Annotated in this window: 20 protein-coding genes; 12 read left to right on the forward strand and 8 right to left on the reverse strand. The window is 70.8% G+C overall.

Going from position 1 to position 23,972, the window contains the following annotated elements; all coding sequences use genetic code 11:
• The first annotated feature begins 9 nt into the window (after positions 1–9).
• The 5 genes from AC3RJ6_RS04765 (at position 10) to AC3RJ6_RS04785 (ending at position 5,050) form a co-directional block, all read left to right on the forward strand.
• On the forward strand, positions 10–1,527 hold the full coding sequence (locus AC3RJ6_RS04765) for an aldehyde dehydrogenase (NADP(+)) (RefSeq protein WP_491425728.1): 1,518 nt from the start codon (positions 10–12) through the stop codon (positions 1,525–1,527).
• A 232-nt stretch (positions 1,528–1,759) separates the two neighbouring features.
• Positions 1,760–2,584, forward strand: a complete 825-nt coding sequence (locus AC3RJ6_RS04770; protein ID WP_491425729.1) for an amino acid ABC transporter substrate-binding protein — start codon at positions 1,760–1,762, stop codon at positions 2,582–2,584.
• A gap of 106 nt (positions 2,585–2,690) precedes the next feature.
• Positions 2,691–3,350 carry an amino acid ABC transporter permease gene (locus tag AC3RJ6_RS04775; RefSeq protein ID WP_491426229.1) on the forward strand — a complete coding sequence of 220 codons (660 nt, stop codon included), beginning with the start codon at positions 2,691–2,693 and terminating at the stop codon, positions 3,348–3,350.
• A complete protein-coding gene (locus AC3RJ6_RS04780; RefSeq protein WP_491425730.1) occupies positions 3,337–4,137 on the forward strand; it encodes an amino acid ABC transporter ATP-binding protein in 801 nt (266 codons plus the stop codon). Before AC3RJ6_RS04775 ends, AC3RJ6_RS04780 begins: the two co-directional genes overlap by 14 nt.
• Positions 4,138–4,255: 118 nt before the next feature.
• Complete coding sequence (locus AC3RJ6_RS04785) at positions 4,256–5,050, forward strand: Pr6Pr family membrane protein (protein WP_491425731.1); 795 nt, start codon at positions 4,256–4,258, stop codon at positions 5,048–5,050.
• On the opposite strand, the gene AC3RJ6_RS04790 is transcribed toward AC3RJ6_RS04785, so the two are convergent.
• The 3 genes from AC3RJ6_RS04790 to AC3RJ6_RS04800 form a co-directional block, all read right to left on the reverse strand.
• A complete protein-coding gene (locus tag AC3RJ6_RS04790; RefSeq protein WP_491425732.1) occupies positions 4,935–6,503 on the reverse strand; it encodes a flavin monoamine oxidase family protein in 1,569 nt (522 codons plus the stop codon). The genes AC3RJ6_RS04785 and AC3RJ6_RS04790 overlap by 116 nt on opposite strands.
• Positions 6,504–6,751: 248 nt before the next feature.
• Positions 6,752–8,161: an aspartate aminotransferase family protein gene (locus AC3RJ6_RS04795; protein WP_491425733.1), complete on the reverse strand. Its 1,410-nt coding sequence runs from the start codon at positions 8,159–8,161 to the stop codon at positions 6,752–6,754.
• A 32-nt stretch (positions 8,162–8,193) separates the two neighbouring features.
• Positions 8,194–9,744, reverse strand: a complete 1,551-nt coding sequence (locus AC3RJ6_RS04800; protein WP_491425734.1) for a CoA-acylating methylmalonate-semialdehyde dehydrogenase — start codon at positions 9,742–9,744, stop codon at positions 8,194–8,196.
• Positions 9,745–9,910: 166 nt separating this feature from the next.
• On the opposite strand from AC3RJ6_RS04800, the gene AC3RJ6_RS04805 reads away from it, so the two are divergent.
• The 5 genes from AC3RJ6_RS04805 (at position 9,911) to AC3RJ6_RS04825 (ending at position 14,434) form a co-directional block, all read left to right on the forward strand.
• Entirely contained in the window at positions 9,911–11,494 is a 1,584-nt protein-coding gene (locus AC3RJ6_RS04805) for a PucR family transcriptional regulator (RefSeq protein ID WP_491425736.1), read from the forward strand.
• 103 nt (positions 11,495–11,597) lie between these two features.
• Positions 11,598–12,053, forward strand: a complete 456-nt coding sequence (locus AC3RJ6_RS04810; RefSeq protein WP_491425737.1) for a VOC family protein — start codon at positions 11,598–11,600, stop codon at positions 12,051–12,053.
• A 10-nt stretch (positions 12,054–12,063) separates the two neighbouring features.
• Positions 12,064–12,810: a winged helix-turn-helix transcriptional regulator gene (locus AC3RJ6_RS04815; protein ID WP_491425738.1), complete on the forward strand. Its 747-nt coding sequence runs from the start codon at positions 12,064–12,066 to the stop codon at positions 12,808–12,810.
• Positions 12,811–12,914: 104 nt separating this feature from the next.
• The gene (locus AC3RJ6_RS04820) at positions 12,915–13,571 is read left to right on the forward strand and encodes a hypothetical protein (RefSeq protein ID WP_491425739.1); all 657 of its coding nucleotides are present in this window, start codon (positions 12,915–12,917) and stop codon (positions 13,569–13,571) included.
• Between the two features lie 2 nt (positions 13,572–13,573).
• A complete protein-coding gene (locus AC3RJ6_RS04825) occupies positions 13,574–14,434 on the forward strand; it encodes a hypothetical protein (protein WP_491425740.1) in 861 nt (286 codons plus the stop codon).
• A 97-nt stretch (positions 14,435–14,531) separates the two neighbouring features.
• Here AC3RJ6_RS04825 and AC3RJ6_RS04830 read toward each other — a convergent pair whose 3' ends face one another.
• Together AC3RJ6_RS04830 and AC3RJ6_RS04835 are read right to left on the reverse strand one after the other, a co-directional pair.
• The gene (locus AC3RJ6_RS04830) at positions 14,532–15,746 is read right to left on the reverse strand and encodes a hypothetical protein (RefSeq protein WP_491425741.1); all 1,215 of its coding nucleotides are present in this window, start codon (positions 15,744–15,746) and stop codon (positions 14,532–14,534) included.
• Positions 15,747–15,801: 55 nt separating this feature from the next.
• Positions 15,802–17,187 carry a sulfatase-like hydrolase/transferase gene (locus AC3RJ6_RS04835; RefSeq protein WP_491425743.1) on the reverse strand — a complete coding sequence of 462 codons (1,386 nt, stop codon included), beginning with the start codon at positions 17,185–17,187 and terminating at the stop codon, positions 15,802–15,804.
• A gap of 297 nt (positions 17,188–17,484) precedes the next feature.
• Between AC3RJ6_RS04835 and AC3RJ6_RS04840 the strand changes: the two genes are divergently transcribed.
• A complete protein-coding gene (locus AC3RJ6_RS04840) occupies positions 17,485–18,012 on the forward strand; it encodes a hypothetical protein (protein WP_491425744.1) in 528 nt (175 codons plus the stop codon).
• 184 nt (positions 18,013–18,196) lie between these two features.
• On the opposite strand, the gene AC3RJ6_RS04845 is transcribed toward AC3RJ6_RS04840, so the two are convergent.
• From AC3RJ6_RS04845 to AC3RJ6_RS04855, 3 genes are read right to left on the reverse strand one after another with little or no spacing between them, the layout of a single operon-like run.
• Positions 18,197–19,573 (reverse strand): NAD-dependent succinate-semialdehyde dehydrogenase, encoded by a 1,377-nt coding sequence (locus AC3RJ6_RS04845; protein ID WP_491425745.1) that lies wholly within the window; start codon positions 19,571–19,573, stop codon positions 18,197–18,199.
• Positions 19,574–19,617: 44 nt separating this feature from the next.
• Positions 19,618–19,983: a cupin domain-containing protein gene (locus tag AC3RJ6_RS04850; protein WP_491425746.1), complete on the reverse strand. Its 366-nt coding sequence runs from the start codon at positions 19,981–19,983 to the stop codon at positions 19,618–19,620.
• A gap of 17 nt (positions 19,984–20,000) precedes the next feature.
• Positions 20,001–21,452, reverse strand: a complete 1,452-nt coding sequence (locus AC3RJ6_RS04855) for an NAD(P)/FAD-dependent oxidoreductase (RefSeq protein WP_491425747.1) — start codon at positions 21,450–21,452, stop codon at positions 20,001–20,003.
• Positions 21,453–21,693: 241 nt separating this feature from the next.
• On the opposite strand from AC3RJ6_RS04855, the gene AC3RJ6_RS04860 reads away from it, so the two are divergent.
• Positions 21,694–23,970, forward strand: a complete 2,277-nt coding sequence (locus AC3RJ6_RS04860) for a winged helix-turn-helix domain-containing protein (RefSeq protein WP_491425748.1) — start codon at positions 21,694–21,696, stop codon at positions 23,968–23,970.
• Positions 23,971–23,972: the final 2 nt, after the last annotated feature.

The following is a 23,972-nucleotide window of genomic DNA, read 5'->3' on the forward strand; positions in this document are numbered from 1 at the left end:
AGTAAGAGCATGAACACGGATGCCTCGGGCATCGCGCCGCGCACCGAGCCGGCGTTCACCGCCGACGAGCGGGTCGAGCTGACACCCGAGAACGAGGTCGAGCTCGCGGTGGCGCTCGCCGCGGCATCCCGCCTCGAGCGCGCGAGCCGTGCTGAGCGCGGCCGCTGGCTGCGCGCGATCGCCGACGCCGTCGAGGCGAACCGCGACGAGCTCGTCGCGATCGCCGGGGAGGAGACCCACCTCTCGGTGGCGCGACTCAACGGCGAGGTCACGCGTACGGCGACGCAGCTGCGCTTCTTCGGCGACGTCGTCGACGAGGGCTCGTACCTCGAGGCGACGATCGACTCGCCCGACCCGTCGCTCATCCCGCCGCGGCCGTCGCTCAGGAGGATGCTGCGGCCGCTCGGCGTGGTCGCGGTCTTCGCGGCGTCGAACTTCCCGTTCGCGTTCTCGGTGCTCGGCGGCGACACCGCCTCGGCGCTCGCGGCCGGATGCCCCGTCGTCGTGAAGGCGCACCCCGGTCACCCGCGGCTGTCGCGCCGCATCACGTCGATCGCGCGTGACGCGCTCGCCGCGGCCGGCGGCCCCGCCGACGCGCTGCGGCTCGTCGAGGGCATGGAGCAGGGCACCGCGCTCGTCGAGCAACCGCGCGTGACCGCGGTCGGATTCACCGGGTCGACGCGCGGCGGTCGCGCGCTGTTCGACCTGGCCTCGGCCCGGCCGGCGCCGATCCCGTTCTACGGCGAGCTCGGCTCGATCAACCCGGTCGTCGTGACGCGAGCGGCCGTCGCGACCCCCGATTCGGTGGCGAGCGTCGCCGCCGGGCTCGCCGGCTCGTTCACGCGCGACGGCGGGCAGTACTGCACGAAGCCGGGGCTCGTGTTCGTGCCTGAGGGCGCCGGGTTCGAGGCGGCGCTCGTCGACGCGCTCGACACGGCCGCCCCGCAGCGCCTGCTCACCGACGGCATCGCCGCGGCCTTCGACCGCGGCTCGGTCGCACTCGCCGAGCGCGACGACGCCGAGCTCGTCTTCGCGGGGGAGCGTGCGGCCGATGTCGCCGCACCGGTCGTCGTCGCGACCTCGGTCGCTGCGTTCGCGGCCGCGCACGAGACGTTCCTCGAGGAGTGCTTCGGGCCGTTGACCGTGCTCGTGCGGTACGCCTCCGACGACGAGCTCGCCGCCGCGCTCGGCGTGCTCGAGGGCTCGCTCACCGCGTCCATCCAGCACGCGCCCGGCGAGGATGTCGCCGAGCTCGCCGACCGCCTCGTGCAGGTCGCCGGGCGACTCGTCTTCAACGGCTGGCCGACGGGCGTCGCGATCGCGTGGGGACAGCACCACGGCGGCGGCTGGCCCGCGACCACCGCCTCGGTGCACACGTCGGTCGGTGCGACGGCGATCCGCCGCTGGCTCACCCCGGCGACCTGGCAGGACGCCCCGGCATCGGTGCTGCCGGCCGAGCTCGCCGACGGCAACCCGCTCGGCGTGCCCCGCCGCGAGGACGGGGTGCTCGTGGTTCCCGCTGGTTGAGGAGCGCCGACGCGAAGCGGCGACGCGTCTCGAAACAATGGTGAGCCGGTCTCGAGACCGGGTCACGAGGTTTCGAGACGCGTGCTCCTTCGTCGCTCGCTCCTCAACCAGCGGATGCAGGGAATGCAACGTGGGGTAACGCCGTTTCACCTTGCGGCCGGGTCGTGATGGACTCGTCCGCATCGAAGCCGCTCACGCGCGGCCGCACCCCTCCCCACGAACGGAGCACCACATGTCACGCGCCCCCCGCGCCCGCACCCTGCTCGGCCTCGCCGCCGCATCCCTCGCCGTCGTCGCGCTCGCGGCGTGCTCGTCGGGCGGGTCGAACGACGCCGGCGCCGACGCATCGGCGAAGGGCGACGAGTACGGCCTCGTGACCCCCGGCACGCTCACGGTGGCGACCGAGGGCACCTACAAGCCGTTCACGTACCACGAGGGCGGCGCGGGCGACCTCGTCGGCTACGACGTCGAGGTGGCCGAGGCGGTCGCCGACAAGCTCGGCCTGAAGGTCGAGTTCCAGGAGACGCAGTGGGACGCGATCTTCGCGGGCCTCGACGCGGGCCGCTTCGACGTGATCGCCAACCAGGTCTCGATCAACCCCGAGCGTGAAGAGAGCTACCTCTTCTCGACGCCGTACACGGTCTCGCCGAGCGTCGTCGTCGTGAACGAGGGCGACACCTCGATCACGAGCTTCGACGACCTGAAGGGCAAGACCACCGCCCAGTCGCTCACGAGCAACTTCTACCAGCTCGCCGTCGACGCGGGCGCGAACGTCGAGGCCGTCGAGGGCTGGGCCCAGGCCGTCGCCCTCCTCCAGCAGGGCCGCGTCGACGCGACCGTCAACGACAAGCTCACCTACCTCGACTACGTCAAGCAGACCCCCGACGCGAAGCTCGCCGTCGCGGCCGAGACGGACCCCAGCGAGAGCGCCCTGGCCTTCACGAAGGACAAGACCGCGCTCGTCGAGGCCGTCGACGGCGCCCTCGCGGAGCTCCGCGAGGAGGGCGTGCTCGCCGAGCTCGGCGAGAAGTACTTCGGCGAGGACGTCTCGCAGTAACGTTCGTCAGCATCCGGCGGATGTCGCGTTCCGCCCCCGGTTCCCGAGTGGAATCATGGGGTGACGCGGCATCCGCCGTCATTTTTCTGAAGGCGGTGAAGCGATGATCGACTGGCAGCTCGTGGCCGAGTCCTTCTGGCCCCTCTTCCTCGGCGGGCTGACCGGCACCATCCCGCTCGCGATCGCGTCGTTCGCACTCGGGCTCGTGATCGCACTCGGCATGGCGCTCATGCGCATCTCGAAGAACCGGGTACTGAACGGCATCGCGCGGTTCTACATCTCCGCGATCCGCGGAACGCCCCTGCTCGTGCAGCTCTTCGTGATCTTCTACGGCATGCCGTCGGTGGGCATCACGATCGACCCGTGGCCGAGCGCGATCATCGCCTTCTCGCTCAACGTCGGCGGCTACGCGGCCGAGGTGATCCGGGCCGCGATCCTCTCGGTGCCGAAGGGCCAGTGGGAGGCCGGGTACACGATCGGCATGTCGTCGGGCACAACGCTGCGGCGCCTCATCCTGCCGCAGGCGGCGCGCGTCTCGGTGCCGCCGCTCTCGAACACGTTCATCTCCCTCGTGAAGGACACCTCGCTGGCCTCGACCATCCTCGTGACCGAGATGTTCCGGGTCGCCCAGGAGATCGCCGCGTTCAGTCAGAAGTTCCTCCTCATCTACATGGAGGCGGCGCTCATCTACTGGATCTTCTGCTTCGTGCTCTCAGGCGCGCAGAACCTCGTCGAGAAGAGGCTGGACCGCTATGTCGCCCACTGACCCGCTGGCCCCCACGGAGGCGCCCGACGACCGCGTGCTGCTCGAGGCCCGGGGCCTCCGCAAGTCGTTCGGCGACAACGAGGTGCTGCGCTCGATCGATCTCGAGGTGCGTCGCGGCGAGGTCGTCGTGCTCATCGGCCCGAGCGGCTCCGGCAAGACGACCGTGCTGCGCTCGCTCAACGGCCTCGAGACGCCCGACGGCGGCACGGTCTCGATCGCGGGCGGACCCTCGCTCGACTTCTCCGCCCCGATCCCGAAGACCGAGCGCTACGCGCTGCGCGACCGTTCGGCGATGGTCTTCCAGCAGCACAACCTCTTTCCGCACATGACGGTGCTGCAGAACGTCATCGAGGGACCCGTGCGGGTGCAGAAGGTGCCCCGCGCGCAGGCGGTCGCGGGGGCGACGGCACTGCTCGAACGCGTCGGGCTCGCCGAGAAGCGCGACGCCTACCCGTTTGAGCTCTCGGGCGGCCAGCAGCAGCGCGTCGGCATCGTGCGCGCGCTCGCGCTGAAGCCCCAGCTGCTGCTCTTCGACGAGCCGACGAGCGCGCTCGACCCCGAGCTCGTGGGCGAAGTGCTCGAGGTCATCAAGGAGCTCGCCGACGAGGGCTGGACGATGGTCGTCGTCACCCACGAGCTCGGTTTCGCCCGGCACGCGGCCGACGAGGTGCTGTTCATGGACGGCGGGGTCGTCGTCGAGCGCGGCGCGCCGAAGCAGCTGTTCGCGCACCCGCGCGAGGAGCGGACGAAGCGGTTCCTCGAGCGGATCCTGCGGCCGCTCGACTGAGCCGAGGTCGGTCGAGTAGGCGCGCAGCGCCGTATCGAGACCACCGGTTCGTGGTCTCGATACGCTCCTTCGTCGCTACTCGACCGACGGGGTGGGCGCGCGGGGATAGCGTGGAGGCATGGCCGCCCCGCGTTCCGAGAGCGACGCGGCGGTGGTGCGCGCGGTCGAGGCCCGCGCACGTCGGGTGCGCCGGGCGCGCGTCGCGCTCGGGGTGTTCCGGCTCGGCATCGCGACGCTCGAGGTCATCGCACTCATCGGCAACTTCCAGTACGTGCTCGGGTTCCGCTTCTTCGCGACCACGAACTTCTTCAGCTACTTCACGGTGCAGTCGGCGTTCCTCGCCGTCGTGACGCTCGGCGTCGCGGGCGCGTTCGCGCTGCTCGCGACGCACGATCCGCCGTGGCTCGGCATCGTGCGCACCATGGTGACCGTGTACGTGCTCGTCTCGGGCATCGTGTTCGCGCTCATCGTGACGCAGGCCTCCACGCGCGACTACCGGGTCGACGTGCCGTGGTCGGACACGCTGCTGCACTTCGTCGTTCCCGCGCTCGCCGTGATCGCGTGGCTCGCCGACAGCATCATCGGCGTCAACCCGCCCGTGCCGTGGTCGACCATCGGCTGGGTGCTGGCGTTCCCGTCGGTCTGGCTCGTGTACACGCTCCTCCGCGGTGCCGACGTCGGCTGGTACCCGTACTTCTTCCTCGACGAGGCGCAGGTCGGCGGCGCGGTCGGGGTGGCGTTCTACTGCGCGCTCGTGCTCGTCATCTTCGTGACGCTCGCGGCCGGACTCGTCGCCGTCAACCGGTGGCTGTGGCGGGCGGCGCAGGCGCGAAGGGCACGAGATCATCGAGCACCGCAGCCTGGAACGCCCGATCGTCGAGATCGTCGAGCAGGCGAGCCTGTGCCGCGGTGAGGATGCCGATGAGCACCGGCGGGCCGCCGGTGAACGGAACGGTGGACTCGCCGCCGTCGACCTCGGGCGCCTCGGGATTCGGGTACCCGTTCGCCGCGCCGAGGTCGATCCACGCCGACACCTGGGTGCCGACGCCGACGACCGTGTAGAGATCGGGCGCCGACGCGGATGCATCGCCCGTCGTCTCGCCCGACCCGGGCTGCTCGGGCCGCCAGAACGCCTCGTCGAACCGCAACCACACGAGATCGACGGCGCCCGTGCGCAGCTCGGCGAGCGATCGCAGGTGCCCGGCCGGCAGCGGCGGGTCGAACACGAACGCGTCGGACTGCAGCACCCCGAGCGGCACCGCGACGATCGCGCGGTCGGCCGAGACCGACTCGCCCGAGTCGAGTCGCAGCGACACGCGGCGTTCGGTCGCGGTGAGCCGCGTGACGGCGCTGCCGACCGCGATGTCGAGCCCGTCGGCGAGCAGGTCGGCCACGTCCGACAGGCGGCCGGTCACGAGCCGGCGCGGCGCCTGTGCGAGCGCGGCGAAGTCGGTGTTCGCCGACACGAGCGTCGACCCGGCACCCGTGAACGGCTCGACGCCCGTGCGCACCGTGTGACTCAGCCACTCGCCGGGGTCGACGCCCTCGACCTCGCCGCCCGAGGGCGGCAGCATCCCCGCGCCCATGAACGCCGCCGCGAGCGAGACGTCGTCGGGTTGCTCGGCCGCCCACGCGTGCGCGGCCTCGACCGCGTCGGGCCCGGTGGCCGGCACCGCGACCGTGCGGCCGTCGAGCGTGCGGGTCTCGGTCTGCGCGGTGAAGGGCACGGTCGTGACGGATGCCTCGTCGAGGAGCGCCGCGAGGGCCTCGTCGTCGTCGACGAACAGCGGGCCGAGCTCGACCGGGCGGCCGAACGCGTCGTCGGCGACCGTGTCGATACGCCCGCCGATGCGCGTGCGCGCCTCGACCACGATGACCTCGAACCCGGCGCGATCGAGCTCCCGCCCGGCGGCGAGGCCGGCGAGGCCCGCGCCGATCACCGCGACGCGCTCGCCGGGCTCGGCGACCGACATGAGCGACGCGGCGGCGTCGATGCCCGAGCGCAGCGCGCCCTGCAGGGTGCCCGGTGCGTCGGCCGAGCAGGCCTCGCCGGCGAACCAGACGCGGTCGCCGACGGGCTCGGCGAGCGCTTCGCGCAGCTCGGGCGTCGTGTCGACGGCCCGGAACCCGAAGGCGCCGCGGGCGAACGGATCGGTCGCCCAGCGCGACCGGCGCATCGCGGTCGGCAGCGGCACCCCGCCGGGAGTGGCGGTCGGACCGGGCGTCGACGGCGTCGGGGTGGGTGTGGGGGAGGGCTTCGGCTCGGGGCCGGTGCAGCTCGCGAGCACGACGGTCGCCGTGCCGGCGAGCGCCGCGGCGAGGAACCCGCGACGGCTCACGCCGCCCCCGCCACCCCGCTCTCGCATGCTCTCAGGCTATCCGGCCCCCGCTGGTTGAGGAGCGAGCGACGAAGGCGGTGGGTTGAGGAGGCGCGCCAGCGCCGTCTCGAAACCAGCACGCGTCTCGAAACCCGGTGACCGGGTGTCGGGATCGGCTCACGAGGTTTCGAGACGCGTCGCCGCTGCGCGTCGGCGCCCCTCAACCAGCGGGCGGGTGAAACGACGGATCGCCCGCATCCGGAGGGGATGCGGGCGATCCGGTTCGGGTGGTGCGGTTACGCGGTGACGTAGCCGTCGGCGACCGTGAGCGCCTCGTCGATGATGTCGAGTCCGCGCACGAGCTCCTCCTCGCTGATGACGAGCGGCGGGGCGACGTGCATCCGGTTGAAGTGGATGAACGGCCACAGGCCCGCCTGCTTGCACGCGGCGGCCACGGCGCCCATGGGCGCCGCGTCGGCGCCGGCGGCGTTGAACGGGACGAGCGGCTCACGGGTCGAGGCATCCTTCACGAGCTCGATCGCCCAGAAGAGGCCGAGGCCGCGCACCTCGCCGACCGACGGGTGCTTCGCGGCGATCTCGCGCAGGCGCGGGCCGACGACGCGCTCGCCGAGGTCGCGCACCCGCTCGAGGATGCCGTCGCGCTCGAACACCTCGAACGTCGCGACGCCCGGGGCGCACGCGAGCGGGTGGCCCGAGTACGTGAGTCCGCCCTGGAACGCGACCGTGTCGAAGTGCGCGGCGATCTTCTGCGAGATCACGACGCCGCCGAGCGGCACGTATCCCGAGTTGACGCCCTTCGCGAAGGTGATGAGGTCGGGGGTGACGCCGAAGTGGTTCACGGCGAACCACTCGCCGACGCGACCGAAGCCGACCATGACCTCGTCGGCGATGTACACGATGCCGTACTTGTCGCACAGCGCGCGGACGCCCTCGAGGTAGCCGGGCGGCGGCACGAGCACGCCGTTGGTGCCGACGATCGTCTCCATGATGATCGCGGCGATCGTCGAGGCACCCTCGAGCACGATGACCTGCTCGAGGTGCGCGAGCGCGCGCTGCGCCTCCTCTTCGGGCGTGGTCGCGCCCCACGAGGAGCGGTACTCGTACGGGCCGAAGAAGTGCGCGACGCTGCCGTCGCTCGGCTCGTTCGCCCAGCGGCGCGGGTCGCCCGTGAGCGAGATCGCCGTGGCGGTGCCGCCGTGGTAGCTGCGGTACATCGAGAGCACCTTGCGGCGACCGGTGACGGCACGCGAGAGGCGCACGGCGTACTCGTTGGCGTCGGCGCCGCCGTTGGTGAAGAACACCTTGTCGAGGTCGCCGGGGGCGGCCTCGGCGATGCGGCGGGCGAGCTCGCCGCGCACGTCGGACGCCATCGAGGGCTGGATCGTCGCGAGACGACCGGCCTGCTGCTGGATGGCGGCGACGAGGTCGGGGTGCTGGTGGCCCAGGTTGAGGTTCACGAGCTGCGACGAGAAGTCGAGGTACTCGTTGCCCTGGTAGTCCCAGAAGGTTGCGCCCGCGCCGCCCGCGATGGGCAGCGGGTCGATGAGGGCCTGCGCGCTCCACGAGTGGAACACGTGCGCCCGGTCGTCGGCGCGGACCTGCGCGTCGGCCGCGGCGTCGGGCAGCTGGTGCACGTCGCCGTGACGGTCGGTGTACGCCGGTCCGTCGATGAGGGTGTCGGTCATTTCGGATGCCTGTTCAGTCGTGTGCCGAAGGGTCAGTGGTTCTGGGGGAAGCCCAGGTTGATGCCGCCGTGCGTGGCCGGGTCGAGCCAGCGGCTCGTGACGGCCTTCTCGCGGGTGAAGAAGTCGAAGCCGTGCACGCCGTAGGCCTTCGAGTCGCCGAACAGCGACTGCTTCCAGCCGCCGAACGAGTGGTACGCGACGGGCACGGGGATCGGCACGTTGATGCCGATCATGCCGACCTCGACCTCGTTCTGGAAGCGGCGGGCCGCGCCGCCGTCGTTCGTGAAGATCGCGGTGCCGTTGCCGAACTGGCCCGAGTTGATGAGGTCGACGCCCTCCTGGAAGGTCTCGACGCGCACGACCGAGAGCACCGGGCCGAAGATCTCTTCCGTGTAGGCGCGCGACGTGGTGGGCACGCGGTCGAGCAGCGTCGGGCCGAAGAAGAAGCCGTCCTCGTGGCCGTCGACCGTGAAGCCGCGGCCGTCGACGACGATCTCGGCGCCGTCCTGCTCGGCGATGTCGACGTAGGACGAGACCTTGTCGCGGTGCACGCCCGTGATGAGCGGGCCCATGTCGGGCTCGACGCCGTCGACGCCGGCGCCGTTGCCGATGCGCAGCTTCGCGATGCGCGCGGTGATCTTGCCGATCAGCTCGTCGGCGACGGGCTCGACCGCCAGCACGACCGAGATCGCCATGCAGCGCTCGCCCGCGGCGCCGTAGCCCGCATTGATCGCCATGTCGGCGGCGAGGTCGAGGTCGGCGTCGGGCAGCACGAGCATGTGGTTCTTCGCGCCGCCGAGGGCCTGCACGCGCTTGCCGTGCTTCGAGGCCGTCTCGTAGATGTACTGGGCGATCGGGGTCGAGCCGACGAACGAGATCGACTGCACGTCGGGCGAGGTGAGCAGGCCGTCGACGGCGAGCTTGTCGCCCTGCAGCACGGTGAACACACCGTCGGGCAGGCCGGCCTCCTTCCAGAGCTCGGCGAGCCAGAGTGCGGCCGACGGGTCCTTCTCGGAGGGCTTCAGCACGACGGCGTTGCCCGCGGCGATCGCGATCGGGAAGAACCACATCGGCACCATGGCCGGGAAGTTGAAGGGGCTGATGATGCCCACCACGCCGAGCGGCTGCTTGATCGAGTACACGTCGATGCCCGTCGAGGCGTTCTCGCTGAACGCGCCCTTGATGAGGTTCGGGAAGCCCGTCGCGAGCTCGACGACCTCCTGGCCGCGGGCGATCTCGCCGGCGGCGTCGGAGAGCACCTTGCCGTGCTCGGCCGTGATGATCGCGGCGAGCTCGCCCTTGCGTGAGTTGAGCAGCTCGCGGAAGGAGAACAGCACCGCCTGGCGCTTCGCGATCGAGTACTCCGACCAGATCTTGAAGCCGGCGACGGCCGACGCGATGGCCGCGTCGATCTCGGTCTGGTCGGCGAGGGCGACCTCGGCCTGCACGACGCCCGTGGCGGGGTTGTAGACCGGTGCCGTGCGACCCGAGGTCGAGGCGCGCAGCGCGCCGTCGATCCAGTGCCCGATCACGCGCGGTTCGGGGGTCGTGGTGGGTGACGAGGCCGTCTCCGTGATGCTCATCGCAGCTCCTTCAGCTGGTCGTGCGGGGCCGGGTCGGACAGAATGCCCGATGCTCGGCTAAGCTTCTGTTTCCAAGTGTTGCAGAGGCGAAGTGAGCGGAGCGATGGCAGTTCGTCGCGAAGATGAGTCGATCCGAACGGATCGTCCGACCGACCAGAACCCGGCCGTGGCGGCCGAGGGAGACGGCTCGGCGATGCCGACGGTGCGCGAGATCCTGGCGCTCCAGGCCTTCGCCGACGGCGTGCCCGAGGTGCTCGTCGGCGGCGAAGCGCTCGACGCCCTCGTGCGGTGGGCGCACGTCTCCGACAGCGCGGGCGTCGCGCGTCTGCTCGACGGCGGCGAGTTGCTGCTTTCGACCGGGTCGGGCTGGCCCACCGAGCCCGCAGAGCTCGAGGCGTTCGTGCGCGGGCTCGTCGAGGCCGGGCTCTCGGGCCTCGTGCTCGAGCTCGGTGCGCACTACCGCTACGTGCCGGCGGTCGTCGTCGAGGCCGCCCAGCAGCACGGCCTCGCGCTCGTGGCGTTGCACCACGAGGTCAAGTTCGTCACGCTCACCGAGGCGGTGCACAGTCGCATCATCTCCGAGCAGACCGCCGCGCTCCGCGCGCGCGACGAGGTGCGCGAGCGGTTCACGGCGCTCAGCCTGCGCGGCTCGCCCGCCGACTACATCGTGCAGCAGCTCGCCCAGACGCTCGGCGCACCGGTCGTGCTCGAGAACCTCGCCCACGAGGTCGTGGCGGCCGAGGTGCCGGGCGGCGGCGAGGCCGAGCTCTTCGCGAACTGGGAGAGCCGCTCGCGGCACGCGCACCACGACGACGCGCTGCTCATCGTGCCGGTCGAGGCCCGCGGCATCCGGTGGGGACGGCTCATCGCGCTGCCCGGTCCGCAGCATCCGGCGGGCCGTACCGGCGTGCTCGAACAGGGGGCGATCGCCCTCGCGCTCGGTCGGCTCGCCGACGGCAGCGAGGTCGACGAGTGGGTGCGCACCGGGCGCCAGCGCCTCGTCGACGCCCTGCTCGACGGCCGGTTCACGGGCCTGCCCGCCGCGGTCGGCCGGCTCGCCGCCGCCGGATTCCCCGTCGAGAACGCGAGTCTCTACGGGCTCGTCGCGACGGGCGTGCCCGTCGCCGACCGCCTGCTCGACGCCGCGGCGCGCGAACTGCGCGGGCGTGCGCTCGCCGGAGTCGCGCCGGGGGCGTCGACGCCGACCACGATCGTACTGCTCTCGCTGCCCGAGGGCGCCGTGCTCGACGACGACGCCGCGCGCCGGTTCGCCCGGGCGATCGCCGGGTCCGACGCATCCGCCGAACGCATCGCACTCGCGATCGGCTCGCCTGCCGCGGGCCTCGATGCGCTGCTCGGCTCGGTGCAGGAGGCGCTCGACCTCGCACGTGCGCCGGGCCCCCGGGGGGTGCGCGGACCGGTGCTCCGCCGCGCCGACGACCGGCCGCTCGTGCGGCTCGTGACCTCGATGCGCGACGACCACCGGCTGCAGCGCCACAGCGAGCAGATGCTCGCGCCGCTCATCGAGTACGACCTCGCGCGCGGCGGAGACCTGCTCGACGTGCTCGCGGCCACGCTCGCGCACCCGGGCAATCGCACGGCGGCGGCCACGGCGTCGCACCTGTCGCGTTCGGTGTTCTACCAGCGGATCGCCCTGATCGGCGACCTGCTCGACGTCGACCTCGACGACGGCGAGACCCAGACGGCCCTGCACCTCGCGCTCCTCGTGCGGCGGAGCGGCTCGCGCTGAGGCATCCCGAATCGGTTGTTACTTGCTATTGACAAGTGAACTTGTTAAGAGCAAGCTGATGCTCGGAAGCACGACAACGACGACGATCCCGATGGAGGAGATCATGACCGCGACCAGCATCTTCGTGAACCTGCCGACGACCGACCTCGACCGCGCGAAGGCGTTCTACGAGGCCCTCGGCTTCAGCATCAACCCGCTCTTCACCGACGAGAACGCCGCGTGCGTCGTGCTCGACGAGAACATCTACTTCATGGTGCTCACGCGCGAGTACCTCGGCACCTTCACCGACAAGCAGATCATCGACCCGAAGACCCAGGCGCAGACGAGCATCTCGTTCACGCGCGACTCGCGCGACGAGGTCGACGCGGTGCTCGCGAAGGGGCTCGCCGCGGGCGGCAGCGAGCCGCGCGAGGCGCAGGACTACGGGTTCATGTACTCGCGCGACCTCGAAGACCCCGACGGCAACATCCTCGGCTTCCTCTTCATGGAGCAGGCCGCGGTCGAGCAGGGCCCCGACGCCTACCTGGCGCAGCAGGCCGGCGGCGCGGCCTCGGCCTGAGGCATCCGGCATGGCGACGCGCGCCGCTCGCGGCTTCGGCCAGTACAGCGGCGTGGCCCGGGCCCTCGAGCGGGTCGGCGAACGGTGGGCGCTGCTCATCGTCCGCGACCTGCTCGGGGGCGCTCGGCGTTACAGCGACCTCAAGGCGTCGTTGCCGCGCATTCCGACGAACATCCTGAGCGATCGGCTGCGCGAACTGGGTGAGGCGGGCGTGATCCGGCGGGTGCCGATGGTGCGCGGCGGGTACGAGCTCACCGAGCTCGGCCGCGAGCTCGCCCCGGTCGTCGCCGCGCTCGAGCGGTGGGGCTGGGCAGTGCTGGGCGACCCCGGCGACGGGGAATCGGTGAGCGCCGACTCCGTCGCCTTCGCGCTGCGATCGGCGTTCCGGCCGGATGCGGCGGCGTCGATGCCGCCCACGGAATACGTGCTGCACCTGGCCGACGTGGGCGCCGCCGACCGGGCGATCGATCCCGCCGTCGTCTCCGTGTCGGCGATCGTCGTGGGCAGCACGCTCGACGTCGCGCCCGTCGGCCCCGGCGCGCTACCGCAACCCCGGCGATCGGCGTTCGAGCCCGTGCCGCAGGCCGTGCTCGAACTCGAGCTCGCACCAGGCCGGCTGCGAGCGCTGCTGGCGGGCGAGGCATCCGTGTCGAAGTCGTTCGCAGGTGACGCCGAGCTGCTCGCGCGGTTCAGCGAGACGTTCCGCATCGAGCCGGCGGGGCCGCCGCAGGGGGCGTCCGACGCGGCGGTCGCGTGAGGCGGGCGTTATCCAAGCGATACGGAGAACTCCTTCCGGAGGGCGCGAGCGGGCCGATACGTTGATCGGACACGGCCGGGGGGCCACGTGCATGAAGGAGACCCATGCCTCGCTACGTATCTTTCGTCAGATCGTGGGCCGGAGCCGTTCTCGCAGCGGGTGCAGCGCTCGCGCTCGTCGGGTGCGCGACGTCGGGCGACGCGATCGAGCCCGAGCCGACGGCCGCGGTCACGACCGCGCCGACACCCGTCGAGACGCCGACGGCCACGCCGACGGTCGCGCCAGTCGCCGTCGATCCGGCTGAGGTGTCGACCTGGACGATCACGACGAGCGGCATGGGGCCGATCCAGCGAGGGGCCTCGGCCGAGGCGGCCATCGCCGAGCTCACGGCCTTCGAGTCACAGGAGTACTGTCCCGGGATCGTGCAGCTCTCGGCGGAGGGTTCGGCCTCGATGCTGTTGACCCACCCCGAGGGCGATGACGCGATCGGCGGAGTGTGGGCCAACGGCCGCGCCGACGCCGACGGACTGGTGCCCGCGTCGCCGAAGACCGAGACCGGTGTCGCGCTCGGGTCGACCATGGACGAGCTCGCAGCCGCCTACCCCGACCTCGCGCCGTCGAACCAGACGGGCGCCGAGTCGTACGGTTACGCCGTCGGCGACGAGGCGAGCGGTTTCATCAACTTCCTCGTCGAGAACGACGTCGTCGTGATGATCGGGGTGCAGGACCGGGCCGGCGTTCCGAAGGAGTTCTGCGGTTGAACGTGCCGACCGTGAGTGGCCGACCCAGAGGAGTCCTCGCGGCGCTCGCGGTCGCGGGCGTGCTCGCCGCCTGCTCGGGTTGCGCGATCAACGCGGGCGGCGCCGCGACCTCGCGGGCGTCCGAGCGGTTCAGCGGCGTCGCCGACGTCGACGAGGTCGCGGTCAGCGGTTCGAACAACCTGCCGTTCATGGGGTCCGCGAACGTCGTGCTCCGCGTCGACGACGCAGCGTCGCCCGAGCGCGCCGTCGAGCTCGGTCACGAACTCGGGGCGTTCCTGGCGCACGACGGCGGCGGCGCCGTGTCGTGGGAGGGTGCGATCGAGTATCAGCGCTTCACGGTGGAGATCACCGACGACCGCACGCTCAACGACCGGCGGCTCGCCGTCGCAGAGCCGATGTGGAACACCGGCGTCGAGGGAGTCCTGAGCGAATCGGAGGTGCTGATGTCGGCGGCGGACGCCGACGGGCTCGAGCCCGCGGCACGCCATGCCCAGGTACTCGCGGTCGACGATTCGCTCGACATCTTCCAGTTCGCGGAGGTGGGCGCGTTCGTGCCGGTCGAGGGTGAACCGGCCGACGGCTACGACCAGGTCCTGATGCAGGGGCGATACGGCATGCCGACGCGGTTCGAGGCCTTCGCCGACCCCGGCGTCTCCCTCGAGGCCGAGTTCGACGTCTTCGACGACGTGCGAGCCTCGTATCCGGTCGAGGCGGGCCGGATCAGGGAGGGAGAGGTCGGCCTCCTCGTGGCGGCCACCGACCTCGACTCGGCGACGGCGTTCGCCGAGCAACTCGCAGCCGCATCGGGCATCGAGGTCGAGATAGACCGGGCGGGGCCCGGCGACGTGCCGCTCTGGGGCTAGACGCTCCGAGCGACTCCGAGGGGAATCCCGTCGACGGCCGACAGCGTGCCGAGCATCGCGTGAGTCAGACCCGGAGCACCTCCGTTGCCGGAACCTGTCAGCCCGATCGGCTCGTATTGAGCTTCATGCCTCCGGGCGCGGCGTCGAACCGGACGACGAGCTGACTCGAGTCCGTCGTCGTGAGTTCAGCAAGACCTTCGGACCGCAGGCCGCCGCCTGCCCAAGCGAGGATCAGGGAGGTTCCCGGGGTCAGGAGTGGGCCGATCGGCCTGAGTCGTCGAGCCGACGCGGACCGTCCGGCCCACAGCCCGTAGAGCATTCCAGCGAAGAAGCCGAAGACGCCGCAGATTACTCCGGCGACGATGCCGACCTCGACGCTGCCCCAGAATCCGTTCCCCATCCAGCCGACGATCAGCCCGCAAATGGCACCGAAACCGGCCCAGCCCGAGATGTCCCCCTTGGCGACTGCCATCGGGCCGACGTTGGGGTCGTACACACGGCGTTTACCCGCTGCGTCAGTGCGAATGACGAGGTCGACCTCGGGTTCTGCGCCGGCGGCTTCTGCCTCCGCAACGGCGGTTTCGAACGCCTGCACGGCATCGGCGCCCGCCTTCTTCGCCGCCGTTTCGGCGGGCTTGAGCTGCTTCAACTCGTCGGCCGTCTGGGCCTGGAGCGTGTCGGAGATTTTTCGAGCTGTGTCCGGCTGGGGATAGCGAGTGAGGATCAGGTTCACCAGCGTCTTCGGCGCTGAGGATGGTTGTTCGGTCGCTCCGTGGGTTGCGCCGCGGGGGTCGCCGGTCCAGTGCATGACCTCGCCGGCGAGATCGTCGTGGATCGACACGACGCTCGCCACAGATGGAGCGAACGAAGCTGCAGCCGTCAGCTGGCTCTCGGGGTTACGGGCTCCGGCGAAGACCAGCAGAGCGGACGAGTTCGGTGGGAGCCGGCTCCCGAAGTAATCGAGCTGCGCCTTCGTCGCGAGGCGTACTTTGAAGTAGGTGTAGAACCCGCCCGCAATCGCCCCGAGCAAGCCCCAGAAGATCGCGCTCACCCAGCCGCCGCTGAGCAGCCCGCACACCCCCCACGTGAGGAGCGGAGTGAGCGTCCCGGCGAGCACACGACGGGGACTATGCGTTCGTGCCGTGCGTTTCTCGTCGACGTCGATCACGGTCGTGTCGAGCAGGACCGCGCCGGTCGAGCGCATTGCCTTCGCGAGCGACCGGCGGTTCCTTCCTGCTGACTTCCGTCCTGCGAAGCAGGCGATCAGGACGGTGAGCTCGCTGCGTCCCCCCTCGCGAGTAGTCGTTGACATTCCGCTCCCTCGACGGTGATACCGATGTCGTCAGTCCGAGTGGCACAGCACGGGATCAGGCGGATTGCTTGTAGCCCTCGAAGTCCTCACCCGGCTTGGTGTTCGGGTACTGCGCGACGCTTCGGAGGTAGGTGCCGACCTCCCTGAACGCCGGCGCGAACATCCACCCCATATCGAGCTTTTCGTTCATGAGGTTGTACTGCTCGCCGGGATCGCTGCTGAGGTCGTACACGTGCGGGAACATGGGCTTGCAGATGGGTTCACCGATTCCCTCGGCGTACCGGAGGACGACTTTGATGTCGTGCCACTTGACCGACATGGGCTCGCCGTCGGGGCCGCAGAAGAGGATCGATTCGCGCCCGGTCGAGTCGGCAGTGCCGAGCAGGAATTCTGACACGTCGATGCTGTCGATCGGCCGGTCAGTGGGCACGCGGTCGGCCGCGCCGGCGAGTGCTGCGAGCGTGCTGAACCAGTCCACGGCCGACAGCAGTTCATCGGTGACGATGCCCGCCGGGATCTTGCCCGGCCAGCGAACCATTCCTGGCACGCGCATGCTGCCCTCGAACGGCGGGGTCATGAAGTTCCCGTGCCAGGGGCCGTTCGACCCACCGAGGGTCGCGTTGACGCCTCCGGCGGCGTTGTCGCTCAGCAACAGCACGATCGTGTTGTCGGCAATGCCCGCAGCGTCGATGGCGTCGAGGATCTGCCCGAAGCGGTAGTCGGTCTCCGCGATGATGTCAGCGTACAGGCCGTTCCGGTCTGCCGAGGTCTGGTCGAAGTCAGGGTGAGCCGCCTCCGGGGGGTGCACGTGCGAGAAAGCGACGTAGGTGAAGAACGGCTCTCCGGCCTTTGCCTTGCGCTGGATGAAGTCCGTCGCGAGGCCGGCGATCTTCTCGTCCACGAACGGTCGAATCGCGAGGTCGAGGTCGGCCACCGCGACCGGCTGTTCGCCGCGCTTCGCCTCCCAGATCTTCGGTTGCTCTTCGACACCGGACGCGACGAGTTCGCGGAATCCGGCGTAGGAGGAGTACCCGGCCTCATCGATGGTGTTCCGATAGCCCCACCATTCGTCGAAGCCCTGGTCGGTTGGTAGCCGGCCTTCCACCTCTCCGAGATGCCACTTGCCCCACGCCGACGTCGCATAACCGGCATCGGAAAGCAGCTCGGCCAGTGTGTACTCCCAGGGGCTGAGCCCATAGGCGCCCTGCCCTGGCAGGGGGACCGCGTACGTGCCGGAGCGGGACGGCAGCCGACCGGTCAAGCAGGCCGCCCGCGTCGGCGTGCATTGCGATTCGACGTTGTAATTGTTGAAACGGATCCCCTGTCCGGCGAACTCGTCGATCCGCGGCGTTGCCGTCGTTCCGCCGTAGACGCCCCAGTCGCCCCACCCGATGTTGTCGTACAGTACGAAGACGATGTTCGGCTTCTCTGTGTTCGGCATAGCCCCCTCCTCCACATTGCGTCCCGTACGCGGCGCTGCGTCTCGGTCGTGAACTCAGGCGGATTCGCCGTCGTCGACCTGATGCGCTCCACCCCTGCCGCGTTGGTACGCGTCAGCGTAGGCAGCGTGGGGAGTGCCGACATCACTTAGATGGAATGAACCGCCGCCCCGAGCTTGATGCCGCTGTTCCGCGCGCGCAGAAATCGTCGATTCTGGGTGATGGCGACGGGTGGGACGTGTTCAAGACTCGGCGCCGGGGGTAGGAATTCCGCCCTTCATGCAAACAGGAGGTGCATTTTGAACAAGGACACTCCGATCACGCTCGCTGCGGCGAAGTACGCGGATCGAGACGCGGCAGTGAAGGACTTCCACGCGGTCTGGGACGCCCGGCACGATGGCGAGTTCGACCACACGGCGGTCGCGGTGCTGACCAAGGACGCGAACGGCGACCTGCGCATGGACCGTCACGACAGCACCACCAAGCACCTCATCTGGGGCGGCGCGGTGCTGGGTGGCGCGCTCGCGCTGCTGGTGCCGCCGCTGGGCATCGCAGCGGCCGCTGGTACGACCGCGGGCGTCGGCGCGATCGTCGGCCACTTCCACCACAACATCCCGAAGAAGGAGGTTCGCGAGCTCGCCGACCTCCTCGACGCCGGGGAGTCCGGGCTCGTGATCGTCGCGGTCAACCAGAAGGGGAGCGACATCACGCCGCTGCTCAGCAACGCCGAGGCGAGCAAGGCCTTCGACACGACGTGGGGTGACCTCGACGCGAAGCTCGCGTCGGAGATCGACGCCGCCGAGGCGAGCAAGGGCGCATCAGCGTAGACACGCCCCGACGAAGGCCCCGCATGCTGAACTGGTCGCCGAATGTCGGACGGGCCAGGGAAAGTCGAGGGGTCTCGGCCGTGAGGGCCTGGGTCCGGTTCTGCACCGGGCTCAGGCCCTTCGGCGTCGAGTGGCCTCGGGGGTTCGGCCGGACCGCTCGATCGGACGGCGCGGCGGCGTGCGACTACTTCGCGACGAACGAGAGCCGCTTGTTCGAGAACTCGCCGATGCCGACGGGGCCCATCTCGCGGCCGAAGCCCGAGCGCTTGACGCCGCCGAACGGCAGCTCGGCGGCCTCGGCGGCGATCGTGTTGACGTGCGTCATGCCGACCTCGAGGCGCGAGGCGACGCGAGCCGCGCGTGCCTCGTCGGTCGAGAAGACCGAGCCGCCGAGGCCGAGCGCGCAGTCGTTCGCGAGCTCGAGGGCCTCCTCGTCGCTGTGCACCCGGTAGACCGTCGCGACCGGTCCGAAGATCTCCTCGCGGTACGACTCCGAATCGCGCGGAACGTCGGTGAGCACGGCGGGGGAGTAGTACGCCCCGGGGCCGTCGGCGAGGACGCCGCCCGCCTGGAGCTTCGCACCCTCGGCGATCGCCTTCTGCACCTGGGCGTGCACCGTCTCGGCGGCGGTGCGCGTCGACAGCGGGGCGTACTGGCCCTCGCCGAGGTCGAGCTGGTCTCCCGGTTCGAGGCCCGTCGCGAGCTTCGTCAGCTCGGCGACGAACTCGTCGTAGATGTCGTCCATGACGATCATGCGCTTGTTCGAGTTGCAGACCTGGCCGCCGTTGTAGACGCGGAAGTCCCACGCCGCCTTCGCCACGGAGGCCACGTCGTCGGCGTCGAGCACGACCATCGGGTCGATGCCGCCGAGCTCGAGCACGGCCTTCTTGAGGTGGCGGCCCGCCTGCTCGCCGATGATGGCGCCGGCGCGCTCGGAGCCCGTGAGCGAGACGCCCTGCACGCGCGGGTCGGCGATCATGGTCGCGATCTGGTCGTGCGAGGCGAACACGTTCTGGTAGCCGCCGACCGGAACGCCCGCCTCCTCCATGATCTCCTGGATCGTGAGGGCCGAGCGCGCGCAGATGTCGGCGTGCTTCAGGATGATCGTGTTGCCGAGCACGAGGTTCGGCGCCGCGAAGCGGGCGACCTGGTAGTAGGGGAAGTTCCACGGCATGACGCCGAGCAGGGCGCCGACGGGCAGTTGCTCGATGACGGCCTTGCCGGGGATCGTCGACGGGATCTCGTGGTCGGTGATGAGGCTCGGACCGTACACCGCGTAGTACTCGATGATCGAGCGGGCGAACTCGACCTCGTCGAGCGACTCTGCGATCGACTTGCCCATCTCGACGGCGATGAGGCGCGCGAGCTCGTCACGGCGCTCGCCGAAGAGTTCGGCGACGCGCTTGACCACGGCGGCGCGCTCCTGCACGCTGCGTTCGCGCCACTCGCGGTAGGCGGCGTCGGCCGCCGCGAGCGTCCGCTCGATCTCGGCGTCGGTCGCCGACTCGAACGTCTCGACGATCTCCCCCGTCGCGGGGTTCTGCACCCGGTACTTGGCCATGTCTGCTCCTCCTGAAGCCTGAATACTGAAACCTGAAACGCGCCTCAGCGCGAGATGAACACCTTGCGGAGCGGTTCGCGGACCGTCCAGATCGTCCGCATGCCCGCCTCGAGGCGCACGACGGCACCCGGCGCCAGCACGATCGGGTCGCCGGGGCGGCCCGTCGACGGCACGTGCTCGAACTCGACCGTCGCGGCGCCCGCGAGCACGACGAACACCTCGTCGACCTCGACGTCGCGCATCGCGCCGACCGACATCTCCCACACGCCGATCTCGCCGGCCGCCGACTCGTCGAGGGCGAGGTAGGCCGTCGTCGGGCTGCCCGCGACGACCTGGTCGGCCGGCACCGGCTCGTGCTCGAGCGCCAGCCCCGGGGCATCCGTCAGCGCACCGGCGACGAGCCGCAGCACGCCGGACTCCTCGCCGCTCACGAGTCGAACCCCAGGCCGAGGGCGTCGAGCGTCTTGAGCAGCACGTTGCGCCGGCCGCGGTTGTGGTCGGCGCGATCGAGCGACCAGCGCGTCGCGTTGATGCCCATCGCCGCGGCCGGCTCGGGCGGGAAGGGGAGGGGGCGCTTGCGCACCATCTCGAGTGTGGTGCGCTCGTTCTCGCGGCCCTCGAGCAGGTCGAGCATGACCTCGCCCGCGAAGCGGGTCGAGCCGACACCGAGGCCCGTGAAGCCCTGCGCGTAGGCGACGCGGCCGTCGCGGGCGGTGCCGAAGAAGGCGGTGAACTGCGTCGACGTGTCGATCGCGCCGGCCCACTGGTGGCTGAACTGCAGGCCCTCGAGCTGCGGGAAGGTCGTGAAGAAGTGGCTCGCGAGCTTGCGCCACGTCTCGGGGCGGTGCTCGTACTCCTCGCGCACCTTGCGGCCGTAGTGGTAGATCGCGTCGTACCCGCCGAACAGGATGCGGTTGTCCTTCGAGAGGCGGTAGTAGTGGAACTGGTTCGCCATGTCGCCGATGCCCTGGCGGTCGTTCCAGCCGATCGAGGCGAGCTGCTCGGCCGACAGCGGCTCGGTCATGAGCACGTAGTCGTACACGGGCACGGTCATGAGCCGGTTGCGCTTGAGCAGCGACGGGAAGACGTTGGTCGCGAGCACGGCGTGCTTGGCGTCGACGCGGCCGCCGGCGGTGACGACGCTCACGGCGCCCGTCGACCCGGGGGTCTCGAGGCGGCGCACGGGCGAGTTCTCGAAGATCTCGACGCCGCGCTCCTCGGCCACGCGCGCGAGCTCGGCGGCGAGCCGGGCCGGGTGCACCATCGCGTTGGTGCGCTTCTCCCAGACGCCGGCGAGGAAGGTGGGCGACTTCACGGATGCCTGGACCGCGGCCTCGTCGAGGAACACGACATCGTCGGCCTCGCCGTGCTGTGCGGCCTCGTCGGCCCAATCGCGCAGCCACTCGACCTGGTGCTCCTCGATGGCGGGGGCGAGCTGGCCCGTGCGCTCGAACTGGAAGTCCATGCCGTACTTCGCCTCGCTGGCCTCGATCGCGTCGAGGTTCTCGAGTCCGAGGCGGTGGAGCAGCTCCATCTCCTTCGGCCAGCGGGCCTTGCCGTTCTCGTCGCCGTGCGTGAGGCTCGCCTCGCAGAAGCCGCCGTTGCGGCCGGAGGCCGCCCAGCCGATGCGCTTCGCCTCGACGAGCACGACCCGGGCGTCGGGGTTGCGCTCCTTCGCGAGCAGGGCCGTCCAGAGGCCGGTGTAGCCGCCGCCGACGACGACGAGTTCGGCGACCTTCGTGCCGGCGAGCTTCGGCCGGTTCGGCTTCAGGGCCTCGGGCAGGTCGTCGCGCCAGAACACCGAGTGGCCGGTGGCGGCGAGCGAGTGCTCGATGACGGATGGGTTGGGGGTGCGTCGTTCGAAGACGGTGGTGCCCACGGGGAATCACTCCGATGCGATTTGGTTGTCATCCATCCTGTCCGGGTCGTGCGCCCGTCGCCACCGGCGGGTGTCGCGATCTGGCCGCGGCGCCGAACGACTTGTCCGGTCGGCGGGCGGGCGATGCGCGGGGCGACCCGTTCGACGGGCGCGGGCTGTACCCCCCGTTCGTGGGCCAAGGCCCGGAACCGCGCGGAATTTCGTGGCGGGGCGTCCCCCGTCGGTGAATAGACTCCACCGTATGGACGGTATGACGGCCGTGCGGGGGGATGCGTCGTCGGGATCGACTGCCGAAGCGATCCCGGCGATCGACGCGGTGCCCGCGCTCGAGCAGGGCGAACGGAAGTTCGCACCGCCCCGCACCAGAGGCGCCACGGTCAGCCGTCGGCGACTGATCGAACGCGCCCGCACGTCGCGCGCCCCGCTCGTGAGCCTCGTCGCGCCGGCCGGCTACGGCAAGACGACCATGCTGCGCGAGTGGGCCGAGCTCGACGAGCGGGTGCTGGTGTGGGTCTCGCTCGACCGCTTCGACGACGACCCGGCGGCACTCGTGAACCTGCTCGCGCAGGGCTTCGAGCATGCGCTGCCGGGCGACGACCGGCTCGCGGCGGTCGTCGCGCTGCCCATGACCGGCCCGGCGGTGCTCGGACGTGCGGCGCCGCTGCTCGCCACCGCGATCGAGCGCATCGAACTGCCGTTCGTGCTCGTGCTCGACGACCTGCACGAGACCGACTCGCCCGACTGCCAGGACGTGCTCGAGGTCGCGCTCGCCCGCATCCCCGACGGCTCGCAGGTCGTGATGGCGAGCCGTCATGTTCCGCCCTTCCTCTCGCGACTCCGCCTCGGCGGCGATGTCGTCGAGATCGGCGCCGATCAGCTGCGGCTCGGCGTCGACGACGCCCGGCGGGTGTTCGAGGTCCTCGCGGCGGGCGCCGACGACGCGGCGCTCGAGCAGCTCGTGGAGCACACGGAAGGCTGGCCGACGGGCATCACGCTCGCCGCGCTCGTCGCGCGTGACGGCGGCGACCCGGTCGACGTCGGCGGCGACGACCGATTCGTCGCCGACTACCTGTACCGCGCGTGCTACGCGCGGCTCGAACCCGACGACCGGTCGTTCCTGCGGCGTACGGCCCTGCTCGAACACCTGTCGGCAGGATGCTGCGACGCGGTGCTCGACCGCCACGACTCCCGGGCACGGTTGCGCGACCTCGAGCGGCGGGGGCTCTTCCTCGTGCCGATCGACCGTCGCCGCGGCGAGTACCGGTACCACCAGCTCTTCCGCGAGTTCCTGCTCGCCGAGCTCGACCGGGTCGAACCCGGAGCCGACCGCGAGCTCCACCTGCGGGCGGCGCACTGGTGCGAGACGCACGACCACGTGGATCTCGCGATCGAGCACCTGCTCGCTGCGGGAGAGCACGGGCAGTCGGTCAGGCTCGTGGCCGAGCGCGGGCTCACGGCCTACCAGGCCGGAGACCTCGCCGCCGTGACGAGGTGGATGGAGGAACTCGGCGATGACGCGATCGCCTCGTTCCCGCCGCTCGTGGTGCACGCGGGGCTTCGCGCGATCCTCGCCGGCGAGGCGGCGGAGGCCGACCGGTGGGCGCGCATGTTCGACGACATCGAATACGACGGCCCGCCCGAGTTCGGGCTGCCCCAGTACGACTCGGCGCGGGCGATGGTGCGCGTGATCATGTGGCGGGAGGGCCTCGCCGCGGCGACTGCCGACGCCGACTACGCGCTCAGCGTCGAATCGCCGTCGAGCCTCTGGCGCGACCAGGCGCTGCATCTCGTCGGCTGGACGAAGCAGCTCGGCGGCGACGCCGAGGCCGCGAGAGGGGTGTTCGAACAGGCGACCGCGCAGGCCGAGTTGTTCGGCAACTCCGACACGATCCTGCTGAGCGAAGCCGAGCTCGCCGTCATGGCGCTCGACCGCGGCGCGATCGACGAGGCCGCGGTGCACGCCGAGCGGGCGATGACGGTCATCGAGTCGAGCAACATGCACGGTTACGCGACGACGATGCTCGCCGTCGCGGTCAGCGCGCACATCGCGATCCGCCGGCGCGACCTGGCGACCGCCGAGCGGCTGCTCGCGGCGGCCATGCGCGATCGCGGCCTGTGCACGCACGTGATGCCGGTCTTCGCCGTCAAGGTGCGCCTCGAGCTCGCGCGCTCGTTCGCGGCCCTCGGGCGCAACTCGACGGCCGCGCACCTGCTGCAGGAGATCGACGAGCTCCTGCGGGCCCGGCCCGACCTCGGCACGCTCGTCGACGACGTCGCACGCCTGCGCATCTCGATCGAGCACTCGCGCGAGGTGCTCGGCACCTCGCCCCTGACGCCCGCCGAGCTGCGCCTGCTGCCCTACCTGCAGACCCACCTCACGATCGGCGAGATCGGCGAGCGCCTGTTCGTCTCGCGCAACACCGTGAGCTCGCAGGTCGGGTCGATTTACCGCAAGCTCCAGGTGACGACGCGCGGGTCCGCGGTCGAACGTGCCGCCGAGCTCGGCCTGCTCGGCTGAGC

Source organism: Agromyces cucurbitae (assembly GCF_058349945.1).

Coding starts and splice junctions, on each gene's coding strand:
- AC3RJ6_RS04765 (WP_491425728.1), top strand. CDS start 10: ATGAACACGGATGCCTCGGGCATCGCGCCGCGCACCGAGCCGGCGTTC.
- AC3RJ6_RS04770 (WP_491425729.1), top strand. CDS start 1,760: ATGTCACGCGCCCCCCGCGCCCGCACCCTGCTCGGCCTCGCCGCCGCA.
- AC3RJ6_RS04780 (WP_491425730.1), top strand. CDS start 3,337: ATGTCGCCCACTGACCCGCTGGCCCCCACGGAGGCGCCCGACGACCGC.
- AC3RJ6_RS04785 (WP_491425731.1), top strand. CDS start 4,256: ATGGCCGCCCCGCGTTCCGAGAGCGACGCGGCGGTGGTGCGCGCGGTC.
- AC3RJ6_RS04790 (WP_491425732.1), bottom strand. CDS start 6,503: ATGCGAGAGCGGGGTGGCGGGGGCGGCGTGAGCCGTCGCGGGTTCCTC.
- AC3RJ6_RS04795 (WP_491425733.1), bottom strand. CDS start 8,161: ATGACCGACACCCTCATCGACGGACCGGCGTACACCGACCGTCACGGC.
- AC3RJ6_RS04800 (WP_491425734.1), bottom strand. CDS start 9,744: ATGAGCATCACGGAGACGGCCTCGTCACCCACCACGACCCCCGAACCG.
- AC3RJ6_RS04810 (WP_491425737.1), top strand. CDS start 11,598: ATGACCGCGACCAGCATCTTCGTGAACCTGCCGACGACCGACCTCGAC.
- AC3RJ6_RS04815 (WP_491425738.1), top strand. CDS start 12,064: ATGGCGACGCGCGCCGCTCGCGGCTTCGGCCAGTACAGCGGCGTGGCC.
- AC3RJ6_RS04820 (WP_491425739.1), top strand. CDS start 12,915: ATGCCTCGCTACGTATCTTTCGTCAGATCGTGGGCCGGAGCCGTTCTC.
- AC3RJ6_RS04830 (WP_491425741.1), bottom strand. CDS start 15,746: ATGTCAACGACTACTCGCGAGGGGGGACGCAGCGAGCTCACCGTCCTG.
- AC3RJ6_RS04835 (WP_491425743.1), bottom strand. CDS start 17,187: ATGCCGAACACAGAGAAGCCGAACATCGTCTTCGTACTGTACGACAAC.
- AC3RJ6_RS04845 (WP_491425745.1), bottom strand. CDS start 19,573: ATGGCCAAGTACCGGGTGCAGAACCCCGCGACGGGGGAGATCGTCGAG.
- AC3RJ6_RS04860 (WP_491425748.1), top strand. CDS start 21,694: ATGGACGGTATGACGGCCGTGCGGGGGGATGCGTCGTCGGGATCGACT.